The following is a 13,894-nucleotide window of genomic DNA, read 5'->3' as shown; positions in this document are numbered from 1 at the left end:
ATTTATCTTGAGTTTCATCAATCTTAAATCCAAAAACCTCCTAAAACGGAAAACCTTCTATCAAATCATTTTGATTCTGTTTGTTCTGGCAATTTTATTTCTGATGGTGGTAAACCTGCTCAAGGCAGTTGGAATCTTTCGCGCCTCGCAGGCGACCGACGATCCGCAGGCGGGTCAGAATCTCTCCCTGCTGGTTGAAAATCTAAACGCTTTAGAACAGGGTAAAAATGGTTCCATCGAAGAAGCCCCCGTCTGTATTTTAGGCGGGGAAGCAGAGGAGCTCAGCGCTCTTGCGCAAACACAGGTTGAAAATATGAAGCTTTCCTGTTACCAGGCAGAGAATACCAGCGCCCTTACGATAGAACAGAGGGTGCAGACCAATGTGTTTCTGGTGACCAGCCGGATCAGCTCCATAGAAGAAATCCGTCAGCTTCAAAGCTGGGTCGGGAAAGGAAAGCACGTTATCTTTCTGGCAATGCCCTCGCAGGCTCTCCTGTCCCAAAATGAGGTTCAGGACTTTTTGGGGATCAGAAGCTACAATGGGGAGGAAACTTATAACGGATACCGTACCGCTAAGGAACTGCTGCTTGGTAAAGTTCAGGAGCTCAAAAAGATCAGATTTACTGCAAGCGATATTGTCCTCGGCCGCCGTACAAAGGTTTTCTGCTCCGCTCTTGTCAAGGATGAAAGTGTAAAAAACGAAGACCTCCCGCCCTTAATTTGGCGGTATATCCCAGATGGAGATCAGGGAAGCGTATATGTCTGTAACGGAGACCTGGTTGCCTCCTCCTTTGGCTATGGCGTAATCAGCGCGCTTTTCTGTGATATGGAGGACGTCTATCTCTATCCGGTTGTCAACGCATATTGCTTTTTTGTGGAAGGGATGCCCTATACAGACAATTTTGAATCAGAAGTCCTGACAAAATGGTATAGCCGGGATGCAATCGGCTTTCAACGGGATTTGCTTTTCCCGCAGCTAACACGGTGTGCCGACCTTTATGGCATCAACCCTACCTGGTATACGCCAGAGTATGACAGCCTTTCTTCATCCAATCTAGAAGATGTAACCTATATCCTGGATGAAATCAAGCAGGGAAACGGAGAGCTCGGAAAGCTGGAAAACGGCGTCGGCATTACCGGAGAGGAGCTAATCGCAAACGCTGGCCTTTGGCAGCTCGACTTTTCTTTTCTCGGTAAGCAAAAGAGCACCGTCAGCCTTCCAATTCTGCTTGACCAAATAAGCCATTACAACAAACAGCGGATGAATCTCAGCGGAATGGTACGGGGAACAGGCTTCCTATCCGAGCTGGTGGATGTTTCTGAATTTGTGTATAACGAAGATCTTTCCGATTCAGACAAAAACTGGGCGGATTATTGCCTGGAGCTTGAAACGGTGCTTGGGACAGACCAGCAGGACTACGGCTGGCTTGACCGTGTTACCGCAAGTGAAGCGGCACAGCGGGTTGCGGCGTTCCTTGTCATGCAGCCTCAGTACGACTATTATGACGCCGGGGTCACTGTCACGATTGGGCAGTTCCATCAAGCCGCTTATTTTATTATGAAAACAGATACGCCTGTCAAAGAGGTAAAAAACGGGAGCTTTACTGAGATTGGCGAACATCTCTATTTAATCGAAGCAAATGAGGATGTCATTGAAATCCTTTATGAATAAAAACCCATCAAACCGAACATCTCACGGATAGAAAGGAACGGGCGGAAGAATCAAGATGAGAGTATGTTTAATTGTAGAAGGCGCCTATCCGTATGTAAACGGAGGAATGTCCAGTTGGATTCAGCAGTTGATGCTCAGTATGCCTGATGTGGAATTTATCGTACAGAGCATTGCTGCAACGCGGGACGATATCAAAGAGTTTAAATATAAAATCCCGGATAACGTCCTGGAAATTCAGGAGGTCTATCTGATGGATGACGATTATGTCAGCCATGCGGTTCAAAATAGAATCAAGATGACCAGGCAGGAATACCAGGCTTTTGAAACCCTGCTTTTTGGAGAAAAGGCTGATTGGGACAGCATCATTAAATTTTTCCTAGAGCGCCCAGTTTCTTTAAACGCCCTGCTATCCGGAGAGGATTTCCTTAAAATGGTGCTCGCCTACTATAAAGAGCACTTTGAACGAGTAGTCTTTACCGACTTTCTCTGGACTATGCGTTCCATGTACCTGCCCCTTTTTACTATGCTGAAATCCAGGACTGCAAAGGCAGACCTCTACCATACCGCCTCCTCCGGCTATGCCGCCGTCTGGGGCAGTATGCAGCGATATCTTTATCAAAAACCTTTTATTCTGTCTGAGCATGGAATATATACACGCGAAAGGGAAGAGGAGATCATCCGGGCAGATTGGGTTAGGGGAATCTATAAAGACCTCTGGATTCAGCAATTCCGAAAAATTGGAATCTGCGGCTATCAGTATGCGGATAAAGTCACCTCTCTGTTCGAGGACGCCAGACAGTTCCAGATCGAACTGGGCTGCGACCCCAAAAAAACAGTTGTTATCCCCAATGGCGTAGACCCGAAGCAATACGATGGCTGTCCGGAAAAGACTCCGGATGACCCCTTTATTAATGTCGGCGCAATCCTCCGGGTTACACCGATCAAGGATGTAAAAACTATGCTCAGTGCCTTCAGCCTTGCCAAACAGACTGACCACCGGCTAAAGCTCTGGATCATGGGTTCCCTGGAGGAAGCGCCCGAGTATGCTGAAGAATGCCGCCAGCTTGTCGCGGATCTGCATATCCCAGACGTTGTCTTTACCGGTATTGTCAATGTCAAGGACTATATCGGAAAAATGGATATGCTGGTACTCAGCAGTTTGAGCGAGGGACAGCCGCTTGCAATCCTGGAAGGCTTTGCTGCGAAAAAGCCCTTTATTGCTACCAACGTAGGGAATTGCCGGGGCTTGATTGAGGGCGAGTTTGACGACTGGGGCAGGGCCGGGTATATCGTTCCGATTATGAGCGCCTCTCAGATGGCGCGAGCCATGGTGAAGATGGCCGGCAATGCGCCAAAGCGCCGTAAGATGGGCGATATCGGCTATCAGAGAGTTCGGGCCTTTTATGATCAATCGGATATTTATCAACGATATTATCAGCTATACCGTCAAATGACCGGAACAAATGAGGAGTAAAAAGTATGGCAGGAATCGGTTTTGAATTAAAGAAAATTTACCGGAAAGAGGGCATTTCCCGTTCCCTTTTGGGTGCGGCATACAGCTCGCTTGTTACAATTGGGCCGATGATCATTGTCATTGCCGTAATTTTAGTAATGTACGCGGTTTTGGGCACCAGCAGTGTTGGCTTTGCAGACCGTGAGCTTCTTTCCTCCACCATCTTATATGTGTTTATCTTCTCTGTCATTCTGACAGCGCCGTTTAACTCGGTTTTTTCCCGCTATCTTGCAGATAAAATCTATGCGGAGGAAACACAGCACATCCTCCCATCCTATTATACGGGATTATTGTGCTGCAGCGCCATTGCCACGGCCGCAGCAATCCCTGTTCTGCTCAGCCTGCGCTTCCGCGGCGGAGTTGGCCTGCCGTATATCCTAGCGGCATATGTTTTGTGGATCTCCTGCGTAATTCTCTTCTTTTCCGTCACCTACCTGCACGCCACAAAGGACTATAAGGTGATCGCCCTCTTCTTCCTGATCGGAATGCTGCTTGCCTTTGGGCTTGCAGTCCTGTTCTGGAAGCTCTGCGGGGTGGAAGTGATCCATGCGATTCTCTATGGGCTTGCAATTGGATTCTTTACCATTGCATTCCTGCAGTTTTCTTATATCAAGCGTTATTTCCGTACCTCCAGCAATGCGTATACCGAGTGTCTGACCTATATCTGGAAATATAAAACGCTGTTTCTGGCAAATCTTTTCTATATGCTTGGGCTATACGTGCATAACTTTATCTTCTGGACAACGGATATGCGCCTGCATGTCGCCAACACCTTTTATACCCACCAGGCTTACGATATGGCTACCTGTCTGGCGATGTTCACCAATATTTCTACTATGGTCATCTTCACTGTAATGGCGGAAACGCGCTTCCATGACTCCTACCAGCACTATATGGAATCGGTTACCGGCGGAACCTATCGGTTGATTGAAAAGAATAAAAACATTATGTTCCGTACCCTATCCCAGCAGATTGGGCAGGTGTTCGGGATTCAGATTGCAATTACCGCTGTGATTTACCTGATCGTCATTATCTTTTTCCCAACGCTGGGTTTTTCGGGGATGACCATGAAAATCTATCCGGTACTGGCGGTTTCTTACCTTGGAATTTTCATGATGTACGGCAATATTATTTATCTCTACTATTTCAACGATTTGGGAGGTTCTCTTTTCACCTGCGTTCTATTTTTTGCCGGCACATTCGTTGGTACTCTTTTTTCCCAAAACTGGACGATTCCCTATTATGGAGCCGGAAGCCTGATCGGGATGCTCTGCGGCTTTTCCTTCAGCTTTTTCCGGATCCGCTATCTGGAGCGAAATTTTGAAGCCCATATTTTCTGCAACTATAAAATTATTGATACAATGAATTCCTCCCACAAGGGAAAGGTCGTCTACCGCAGAGAAAACGCCCAGAAATAACCTCTTTTTTACCTTTTTAATATGATAAACTTTACCTTTTCATGTTATGATTGTTTCAAAAGCTTTTATATCTTTGCTGACATACTGAAGTGGAAGGAACAAGACAAACATGGAACGAATTAAAATTTCTGTTGTCATGGCAGTATATAATGGGGAAGTATACCTGCGAGAGGCCATGGAAAGCATCATCAGGCAGACTTATCAAAACTGGGAACTGATTGTGGTGGACGATGCTTCTACTGACCGCACTCCTCAAATTCTTGCAGGATATCAGGATCAGCGAATCCATGTTCTCACAAATCCCACAAACCTAAAGCTTCCCGCTTCTTTAAACAGGGGAATTGCTGCGGCAACTGGAAAATATATTCTTCGGATGGATGCAGACGATATTTGCCGGCTCGACCGGTTTGAAAAACAGGCCACTTTTATGGAATCCCATCCCGAAACCGCCTTTTCCTGGGGACTTGGAATTCCTTATACAAATGGTGCCATGCAAACCAGCTTTCTTACCTATTCACTCAGCTACAGAATGATTCAGGCGCTATTTCTCTTCTTCTGCCCGGTTTACCATAGCTGTATGATTATCCGCAGGGAAATTTTTCGCTCCTTTCAATATGATTCCAGTTTTACAATCAGCGAGGATTTAGAGCTTTGGACCCGTATCAGCAGAAAGCACCAGTTTCATGGGCAGAGGTCTTATTATATCCTTTACCGGAAACATGCGGGTCAGGCGACTAATTCCAAAAACAGGGATTTGCAGCGCACACAGGTAAAAAAGATTATATCCGCTTTCCTGGAGGAAGCTCATATTGTCTTCAATGACCGTGAACTGGAATTCCATATGGAATTGCTCTATGGCGAAGACCCGGTTGAGACAGATAAAATGATTTGCTGGATGAAGCTGTTCATTCAAAAAAACCGTTTAAACGGCTTCTTCCAGCCAGGCGGGTTAAAATATGCCATGATGTGGAAAATAGATGAATTATTCCGCGCCAAACGTCTGTCTCTTCCGTCTTATTTAAAGGCGGGGATAAAAATTTCCATATTCTCGCTTTTTTCCTATTGGCTGAAAAAACTGGTTCACGCTGTTTCTGATCTGTTCCACCGTGAAGCCGCTATAAGGGAATTTGGCGCTTCCCTGCGTTAGGCTTCCCACTCCACCTTGTTCTTTAATATTTCGTTTACCTTTCCAATCAGCAGATTTTCCCGGTCAAATGCTTTTGATACCGTACTTCCGGCGGCGACAATACAGCCGTCGGGGAGCTGGCATCCTTTAAGCAGCCTGCTCTCAAAACCAATCCAGGTATGTTTTCCTAATAAAACCGCTTTGGGTGAATTGACGGTGCGACTCTCCCGGTCTGTGATGGCATGGAGATCGCTGTCCATGATGGTAACGTTCCAGGAAATCATGGAATCACCTCCCAGTCTAATGGCATGACGGCAAATTACCAGTGCGTTTCCACTGAAATAAAGGTTGCCGCCCATTGTCAGCGTCCCTTCCTGTGAAACGGTTAAACGCGTGCCGTTTCCTATAAAGCAGGGGCCTTCAAAAATGACTGTCCCTTCATTGCACCAATATCCATGGGAACGCATCCATCCGAAATCGTCTCTCCCCAGAAAAATCTTTTTGGGGAAGCTTTCCGGAAGAATGACAGTTCCCTTCATCTTTTTTAGTTTGAATTTTTTTCCGACAATAACAGGGAGAGAAAAACCCTTCCAGCCAAAATAACGGAGATTAAAATAAAGCGTTTTTATCCATGACGTTTCCAAAAAGGTGGTCAGATTGTGACGGAAATACATCGCTTTTTCCTTCCTTTCGTAAGTCTCATCTTCCCTGGTCGGGCCAAATGGGAAAATATAAACAAAAATTTTAGGAATGGGCAGGGATTCTATGCAAGGGCGAACCCAGCGGGAAATAAAACTGAATATTATCATCGGTGTCAGTAACCAAATCCTAATTCTGCTGATTAACCTCGTTTCCAAAAACGTAATCCTCAACAGCCTGAATCTTGATTATCTGGGCTTGCAGACAGTGTTTGGCAACTTCTGCGACCTTTTTTCCTTTGCCTTTTCGGGAATCGGCTTTGCTGTCCTGTTCAGCCTTTACCGTCCCTTTGAAGATCATGATCAGCAGCGTATCCGGATAATTTACCGGTACTACGACAGGCTCTACCGGATCATCTCTTTTATTGTTCTCGGTGTTGGTCTGATTTCAACGGTAATCGTCTTGTTTTCTGTAAACGCCGACATCTCGAACACGGAAATCATCCTGACCTATCTCACTTATCTGATTTCTATTATAGCTTACAACCGTTATCTGATGCAACACTATTTTGTAATTGCCAATCAGAAACGATATATCATCTGCCTGATCAATGGGCTTGTAGATACAGCTGCTCTCGCTGTTGAAATTGCAGTCTTGCAGCTAACAAGAAACTACGAACTCTTTCTGCTCTGTCTTCTGTTTAAAAACATCGTCATTAATGGGATCGTCCTGCTCTATCTAAGGAAGATACACTCTTATCTCTTTGAGAAGGAAGAGGTTCCCGAGCCGAAAGACAAAAAATCAATCCTTGGTAATATAAAAGACCTGATTCTTTACCGGATCGGAACCGTGATGCTCAATAGCACCGACAGCATCATTGTATCACTGCTTATCAGCACCGCGATGAGCGGATGCTACGCAAATTACCTGTTTATCAGCAATGGCGTGCTCAGTCTTGTGGAAAGTTTCTACGCTTCTATTGTCGCAAAAATTGGCAGACTGATCACCACCCATTCCAAACAAGACCAGTTTCAGGATTTCTGGAACGTTTCTATGGTGGGACTCTGGATTAACGGCTTTACCGTAACCTGCTTTTTTTTTCTTGTCCAGGATTTTATCCTGCTATGGATGGGATCGGAAACCCAATTAACTTCCGTTATTGTTGGCCTGATCGCTCTGAATCTTTACCTCGCCGGAATGCGGCAAACTACCGGGACATATCGACAGTCGGCAGGCATTTTCCACAAGGTAGGAGAGATCGTTGTGCTGCGGGGAATTCTCAATCTCGTCTTGTCCTTTCTTCTGGGCTGGTTCTGGGGCTTATTTGGCATCCTAATTGCAACCACTATCTCCAACCTTGCAACACTTTACTGGTATGAGCCTTACCTGATGTTCAGGTATTTCGGAAAGTCGTTCCGGTATGAATTCCTTTATCAGGGACTTGGCCTGCTTAGCACCGCTTTTTGCCTTCTCTTTACTGGCCTTGCCATTTCCTTCTTAAGCGGGAGCGGCTGGCTATTTTTCCTTCTAAAAGCGTTTATCTGCTTCATTATATCCAATGGCTGCTATCTGGCCATGTTTCTGCTATATCAGAGGATACGAAATAATTTCATCAATTGAGAAAGGAGATGACCAGATGGAACAGCCTCTCATTAGCTTTATCATTCCAGTCTATAACGGGGAAAGGTGTATTGAAAAAGCCGCTCATTCCGTTTTGGAGATGCAGAGCATCCCATTTGAGCTTCTGCTGATTGACGACGGCTCTACCGACCAAACTCCGGCTATCTGTGACCGTCTGGCTATGAAGGATCGGCGCGTTCATGTGTTCCATACCGAAAATCAGGGACAGGGAAAAGCCCGCAACCTTGGAATACACTCTTCCACTGGTAATTACCTTATGTTTGTGGACGCAGACGACACTGTTGTCTGGCCGGGAGTTCTCTCCTTGCTGCAAAGAGCTGAACAGGGACGGTATGATGTTGTCTCCGGATTGTACTACCGGAAGAATGGAGAGCAGGAGGAACTCATTAACTCGCGGGCCACCTCCGGCGCTATCAGCCGGGATGGGGAACCGGATGCGGTCAAGCGGTATCATCAGATCAAGACGGCCAGCCTCTTCGGCTACCTTTGGAACAAGCTTTACCGGAAATCTTTCCTTGAAAAGCACGAGTTGCTTCTCGATGATATCAAAACGGTTTATATGGAGGATACCCTCTTTAATTTAAAGGTATGGAGCAAACAGCCCTCCTATTATTTTTTAGCTGTTCCGGTTTACCGCTATGATGTAACGAATGAATCCACCACAAGGAAAGCGGAACCGGATATTGCTCAAAAAAATGCCTGTATGATCAGCAACTATGTCGAATTTTTAGACAGTCAAAACCTTTTCTTCGAAAATCTTGACTTGCTGGTGCCGCTTGCTATGCGGGTATTCTGCTGGTCGTTGGTAAAAAATATCCCATTCGAAGGCTTTTCCAGGCAGAAAATCCTGGAAAAGGAAGCTGTATTTCTTGAAGCGGATAGCTTTCATCGGATTTTGTATACCAGGGGAAGCCGGCGCCTGCTCCGATTCCTGCCTTCCTTTCCGGAACGGCTCTTTTACCGGTTCTGTTTTTTCTTACTTAAACACCGGTTAAAAAAGTTCCTTTCCCTTGTATTTTCTCTGCTTTATCCGGGAATGAGATTTTATATCCGGCAAACTGTAAAATAAGGGGGAGACTGTATGCCAGTCATCAGCGTGATTGTTCCCGTCTATCAGGTCAAGGCATATCTTCCGTCCTGTATTGAATCTATTCTCACACAAACCTTTCCTGATTTTGAGCTCATCCTCATCGACGATGGTTCTACCGACGGAAGCGGGGAAATCTGTGATAAATATGCCAAAAAGGATCAGAGGGTTACCGTTATCCATCAGGATAACGGCGGGCTTTCCGTTGCCCGGAATACGGGAATCTCGGTTGCCAAAGGAGATTATTATACCTTGATTGACAGTGACGATACCATTCATCCGGATTTTCTAAAAGCCCTTTATCAGGACATTCTCGCCAGCGGCGCGGAAATTTCTGTCTGTGAAATGCAGTATGTATGGGAAAATCAGGTAAATAGAAAAGCTTTTCATCCGGTTCCTGAAAAAACCGAGTGTATTGACGGGCGGGAAGCGGCTGCCAGAATTGTCCGGGACAACAGCCGGAATATGATCGTAGCTGTCTGCAAGCTGTACCATCGCCGGCTTTCTCCCTTCCTGCATTATCCGGAAGGGAAACTCAATGAAGATGAGTTTGTCACCTACCGGGTATTTTATGAAGCGGAAAAAATCTCTGTCTCCAATCGCAAATATTACTATTATTTGCAGCATGGAAGCAGTATCATGGGAACCAGCTACCATGAGCGGCGGCTTGACAAGCTGGAAGCACTCAAAGAAGCAATATCCTTTTTTGAAGCAAAACAGGATATTCCACTTATGAAAGCGGCACAAAAACGGTATCTGCTAAACCTGCAAATTGCATGGTATCAGGTGAACCGTTATATGAAAGAGAGAAAGGATTTGAAAAACAGGCTGCAGGATGATCACCGCCTGTTTTATCAGCAGGCTATTTCTAATCTAAAAGGTTCGCTTTCCCTGATCGACCGGGCTTGCCTGCTCACCTTTCGCATCCATCCAAAGCTGTATTCTATATTAGCTAGAATTTATCTGAAACTATTCCCTGATTGTTAGGAGTCTTTCATGCGACAAAAACGAAAAAGCTCATTTCCAAAGCTTATAATGATTCTTCTCCTTCTTCTGGTCTTTTTGATTGCCGGACTGCTCTTCCTGAAAACCAGTACCAATACATTTCATTTTTCAGAAAGCCAGGATATCATCTATAATCCAAAACGCGGCCCTTATATCCAATGCTCCACCTCAGAGGCTTATCGCTTTTCCAAAATTGCAGAGGAAGAACCTGACGTCCGCGTTATCCTGCTGACATTGGATTTAAAATCAGAAATTGAAACAGAGCATATCCCTCAGGAAAAATTAGAGGAGCTGGAAACGGCTCTGCTAGAAGCAAAAAGGTATGGGTTCGGTGTTGTATTCCGAGCCGCCTATGATAGCTTTACCGGTGATTATAACGATCCCTCCTATGAGCTGATTTTAGGGCATGTCAAGCAGATTTGCACTGTGCTGAATCGTCATACTGGTATTTTAATGGGCGTGCAGGCCGGTTTTCTAGGGCCCTTCGGCGAGTGGCACACCAGCCAGTATATCACCTTTGACGAACAGGGAACAGATTACCGCACCCGATTTCTGAAAACAATGCTGGATTCACTTGATCCTTCTATCCCTGTGGGGGTAAGGCGGCAGCAATTTCTTCGGGAAGCACAGGAGGCCGGACTGGACGACAGCCGCCTTGGAATTTATAACGACGGTCTCTTCGGCTCCGACTCTGATCTGGGTACCTATGCACAGGAAGGCTATGATCGCCAAGCAGAGCTTGCATGGTCGGAGAATACAATTCAAACTTCCTTTAACGGCGGGGAAATGCCATATGTAACTGAATTCTCAGCTCTGGAAAACGCGGTTGCAGAATTAGGGAAGCTTCACTTTTCCTATCTGAATAAGTATTATAGTGTTGATATCTGGGATGATTGGGAGACAGAAGAGTATCAGGGAGTCAATGGCCGCACCTATATTGAAAATCATCTAGGCTACCGTCTCAGCTTAGAACAATTACAGGTCAGCAAATATTTGATTCCGGGATTATCCCTTCAATTTAATGGAACCATTCTCAACTCGGGCTTTTCTTCCTTCCCACAAACAGGAAAGATGTATCTAGTCCTTCAGTCCGGAGACCGGCAATGGGAGACAGAGCTTCTAGTCAGTCAAAACGGAGAAAATTTTTCAGCTCAAGATATTACCTTCCCAAAGGACTTTTCCCTATCTGAGGATCACCCGCTCCGAGTTGGGTTGCGGATTTCTGTCAATTCCCAGGAACCGCAAAATTCACTTTACTGTGTCCAACTGGCAAATGACGGAATTACCTATGAAAACGGATGCAACTGGATTACAGAATATTCTGCTTACGGTCCCATTTTAAGGTACAATTCAACAGGTCAAAAATAGAATAAGAAGGGAATCCAAAATTTTTTGGATTCCCTTCTTATTTTTACAAATATTACAATAAGATATGCAGAAACAAAATATTTTTTAGGTATTTTGAAAACGGAGATTATTTTTCTTTTATTATTCTGAAAAACTATTATGAATAAACACAATATTAGCTCTATTTTAATCAAAAAATATAGTTCTATTATACATATTGTTATATTTTTTACTCAGTTTACTTCTTTTTGTGCCTTTTCCATTTTCTGTTTATAATAAAAAAGTAAGACACAAGAAGGAAGGGTTTGATATGAAGAAACTGCCTGGGAAAATCGCCGCGATCAATGATCTTGCCGGCTATGGGAGATGTTCTCTTTCTGTAATGCTCCCTGTCATTTCTGCCTGCGGCTATCAGTGCTGTCCTGTGCCGACCGCGGTACTCTCCAGCACAGACGGGGTAAAGGGGTTTTTTCTTCATGACCTAACGGATCAAATGCCTTCCTATATCAGTCATTGGGAATCCCTGGGTCTGCAATTTGACGGAATTTATAGCGGCTATTTGGGGTCTCCAGGACAGATTGATTCCGTCCTGCGTTTTCTGAAATCCTTCCGCCGGGAAGAAAGCGTACTCCTGGTTGACCCTGTATTAGGGGATCAGGGAATGGTCGGTTCCAACTGTACCGGTGAGCTGATCGACAGATACTATCAACTGATTTCTAAGGCTGATATCATTACGCCCAATATAACGGAAGCATTTTTCTTAACTCAAAAAGAATATGAGGAATCTCCTGCTGAGGAAACGCTGGATATTTTAGGCAAACGGCTGCTTTCCCTTGGGCCGAATACCGTCGTTATTACGGGCTTAAAGAAAGAGGAATATGTTTTAAATCTGATTTATACCGCTTCCGGTAAATCGATTGTTTCTTCCCCATATTGCCGGCAGGAACGGATTGGTACAGGCGACCTGTTTGCCTCGATCCTACTGAGTAAGCTGCTGGATGGGATAGCTGTTAAGGACGCCGTTCAATTTGCCGCAGATTTCGTTTCTCAGACCCTTTCTTTTTCCTTGGAACAGCAGGTACCACAAGAAGAGGGAATTTGCTTTGAACCATTTTTGGGTCTTTTATCACCATATTATTGCAACACAATAAAGGAGTAGGCTTATGATACAGTCAAAAAAAACACACCGCCTTGTCCTGGCGTCAATCTTTGCTGCAATTATTTTTTTATTTACAGCCTATCTTTTTCATATTCCCTTTGCAACTGGATATATTCATTTTGGGGATACGTTGGTCTTTCTGGTGGGCACTCTTTTGCCGACACCCTATGCAATCGGCGCGGCAGTCATCGGTACTGGTCTCTCTGATCTGCTCACTGCCCCGATTTGGGTAATCCCTACCGTACTGATCAAAGCGTTGGTCGTGCTGATGTTTTCCAGCAAGACTCCAAAAATTATCTGTGCAAGAAATATCGTCGGGTTAGTTTTTGCGTATTTTATTAACTTTACCGGGTATTTTGTCGCTACCGGATTTTTATATCAGGATTGGCTGTTTCCCATTGCCCGCCTCTATACCGATGTGATTCCACCTCTGATCTGTGCCGTTTTATTTGTCATTATCGGAAAAATTATAGACCGGACAGATTTAAAATCGAAATTTTTTGTTTGAAAGAGAAGTGTTAAAACATGAGTATGACCATCCTTTATGAGCTGGGAGAAAATCTCTACATCAATCTGACAAACCGCTGTAGCTGCCGGTGTGTGTTCTGCCTGAGAAATAACGCGGACCATGTCCAGGATACGGATAATCTCTGGCTGGAGCATGAGCCCAGTGTAGAAGAAGTTTTATCGGAAGCAGAAAATTTCCGGCTGGAACAATATCAGGAAGTTGTTTTCTGCGGATACGGCGAGCCGACCGAACGGCTGGATGATCTTTTGGTAATTGCAAAAATGTTAAAGCAACGACATCCAGGGCTGATTACCCGGATCAATACAAACGGGCTTTCCGATCTCCGCTTCCAGGAGGATACAGCCAAACGGATGGCTGGTATCATTGATAAGGTTTCTATCAGCCTGAATGCGTCGAACCCGGAACATTACCTAGAACTCACCAGGAATATCTTTGGTATTCACTCTTATGACAGCCTGCTGCTCTTTGCACAGCACTGCAGGGAATATGGGATCGACGTGCGTTTCAGTATTGTTGACCTTTTACCAGAACAAGAAATTGCAGAATGCAAGCAGATTAGTGATAATCTGTCCATTCCATTGCTCATCCGTACCTTTGAACCGAATCAACAAGAGAGAACCGCAAATTAATTTGCGGTTCTCTCTTGTTGATTCCTGCATTTTCAACTGCAAATATGTAAAAGATGTGTAAAAATAAACTATAGCTTTTTCCTAAATATTTTTTAATTTTTTAGAAATATTTTACAAATTATTTTAACA

Annotated in this window: 12 protein-coding genes; 11 read left to right on the top strand and 1 reads right to left on the bottom strand. The window is 44.8% G+C overall.

Features of this window, described 5'->3' with window-relative positions; all coding sequences use genetic code 11:
- Window positions 1–7: 7 nt before the first annotated feature.
- From CZ360_RS03585 to CZ360_RS03570, 4 genes are all read left to right on the top strand, one after another.
- Window positions 8–1,672: a DUF2194 domain-containing protein gene (locus tag CZ360_RS03585; protein WP_077532800.1), complete on the top strand. Its 1,665-nt coding sequence runs from the start codon at window positions 8–10 to the stop codon at window positions 1,670–1,672.
- 55 nt (window positions 1,673–1,727) lie between these two features.
- A complete protein-coding gene (gene pelF / locus CZ360_RS03580; RefSeq protein ID WP_077532799.1) occupies window positions 1,728–3,146 on the top strand; it encodes a GT4 family glycosyltransferase PelF in 1,419 nt (472 codons plus the stop codon).
- A 5-nt stretch (window positions 3,147–3,151) separates the two neighbouring features.
- Window positions 3,152–4,603, top strand: a complete 1,452-nt coding sequence (gene pelG, locus CZ360_RS03575) for an exopolysaccharide Pel transporter PelG (protein ID WP_077532798.1) — start codon at window positions 3,152–3,154, stop codon at window positions 4,601–4,603.
- Between the two features lie 109 nt (window positions 4,604–4,712).
- Entirely contained in the window at window positions 4,713–5,750 is a 1,038-nt protein-coding gene (locus CZ360_RS03570) for a glycosyltransferase family 2 protein (protein ID WP_077532797.1), read from the top strand.
- Here the strand turns inward: CZ360_RS03570 and CZ360_RS03565 are convergent.
- Window positions 5,747–6,403 carry an acyltransferase gene (locus tag CZ360_RS03565; RefSeq protein WP_077532796.1) on the bottom strand — a complete coding sequence of 219 codons (657 nt, stop codon included), beginning with the start codon at window positions 6,401–6,403 and terminating at the stop codon, window positions 5,747–5,749. The two genes, CZ360_RS03570 and CZ360_RS03565, sit on opposite strands and share 4 nt — an antisense overlap.
- 91 nt (window positions 6,404–6,494) lie before the next feature.
- Between CZ360_RS03565 and CZ360_RS03560 the strand changes: the two genes are divergently transcribed.
- From CZ360_RS03560 to CZ360_RS03530, 7 genes are all read left to right on the top strand, one after another.
- Window positions 6,495–7,988, top strand: a complete 1,494-nt coding sequence (locus CZ360_RS03560; protein ID WP_077532795.1) for a lipopolysaccharide biosynthesis protein — start codon at window positions 6,495–6,497, stop codon at window positions 7,986–7,988.
- Between the two features lie 16 nt (window positions 7,989–8,004).
- Window positions 8,005–9,078: a glycosyltransferase family 2 protein gene (locus CZ360_RS03555; protein WP_159438093.1), complete on the top strand. Its 1,074-nt coding sequence runs from the start codon at window positions 8,005–8,007 to the stop codon at window positions 9,076–9,078.
- 12 nt (window positions 9,079–9,090) lie between these two features.
- A complete protein-coding gene (locus tag CZ360_RS03550; RefSeq protein ID WP_077532793.1) occupies window positions 9,091–10,083 on the top strand; it encodes a glycosyltransferase family 2 protein in 993 nt (330 codons plus the stop codon).
- Window positions 10,084–10,092: 9 nt separating this feature from the next.
- Complete coding sequence (locus CZ360_RS03545; protein WP_077532792.1) at window positions 10,093–11,469, top strand: DUF4832 domain-containing protein; 1,377 nt, start codon at window positions 10,093–10,095, stop codon at window positions 11,467–11,469.
- Window positions 11,470–11,758: 289 nt separating this feature from the next.
- Window positions 11,759–12,607: a pyridoxamine kinase gene (locus tag CZ360_RS03540; protein WP_077532791.1), complete on the top strand. Its 849-nt coding sequence runs from the start codon at window positions 11,759–11,761 to the stop codon at window positions 12,605–12,607.
- A 4-nt stretch (window positions 12,608–12,611) separates the two neighbouring features.
- Entirely contained in the window at window positions 12,612–13,115 is a 504-nt protein-coding gene (locus tag CZ360_RS03535; protein ID WP_077532790.1) for a TIGR04002 family protein, read from the top strand.
- A gap of 17 nt (window positions 13,116–13,132) precedes the next feature.
- Window positions 13,133–13,765, top strand: coding sequence for a TatD family nuclease-associated radical SAM protein (locus tag CZ360_RS03530; protein ID WP_077532789.1), 633 nt, complete (start codon window positions 13,133–13,135; stop codon window positions 13,763–13,765).
- The last annotated feature ends 129 nt before the right edge of the window (window positions 13,766–13,894 follow it).

It is taken from the genome of Massiliimalia massiliensis (assembly GCF_900155615.1).
Lineage (GTDB): Bacteria > Bacillota > Clostridia > Oscillospirales > Ruminococcaceae > Massiliimalia > Massiliimalia massiliensis.
Note: the sequence above shows the minus strand (reverse complement) of the source record. Positions and strands in the feature narration are given on the sequence as shown.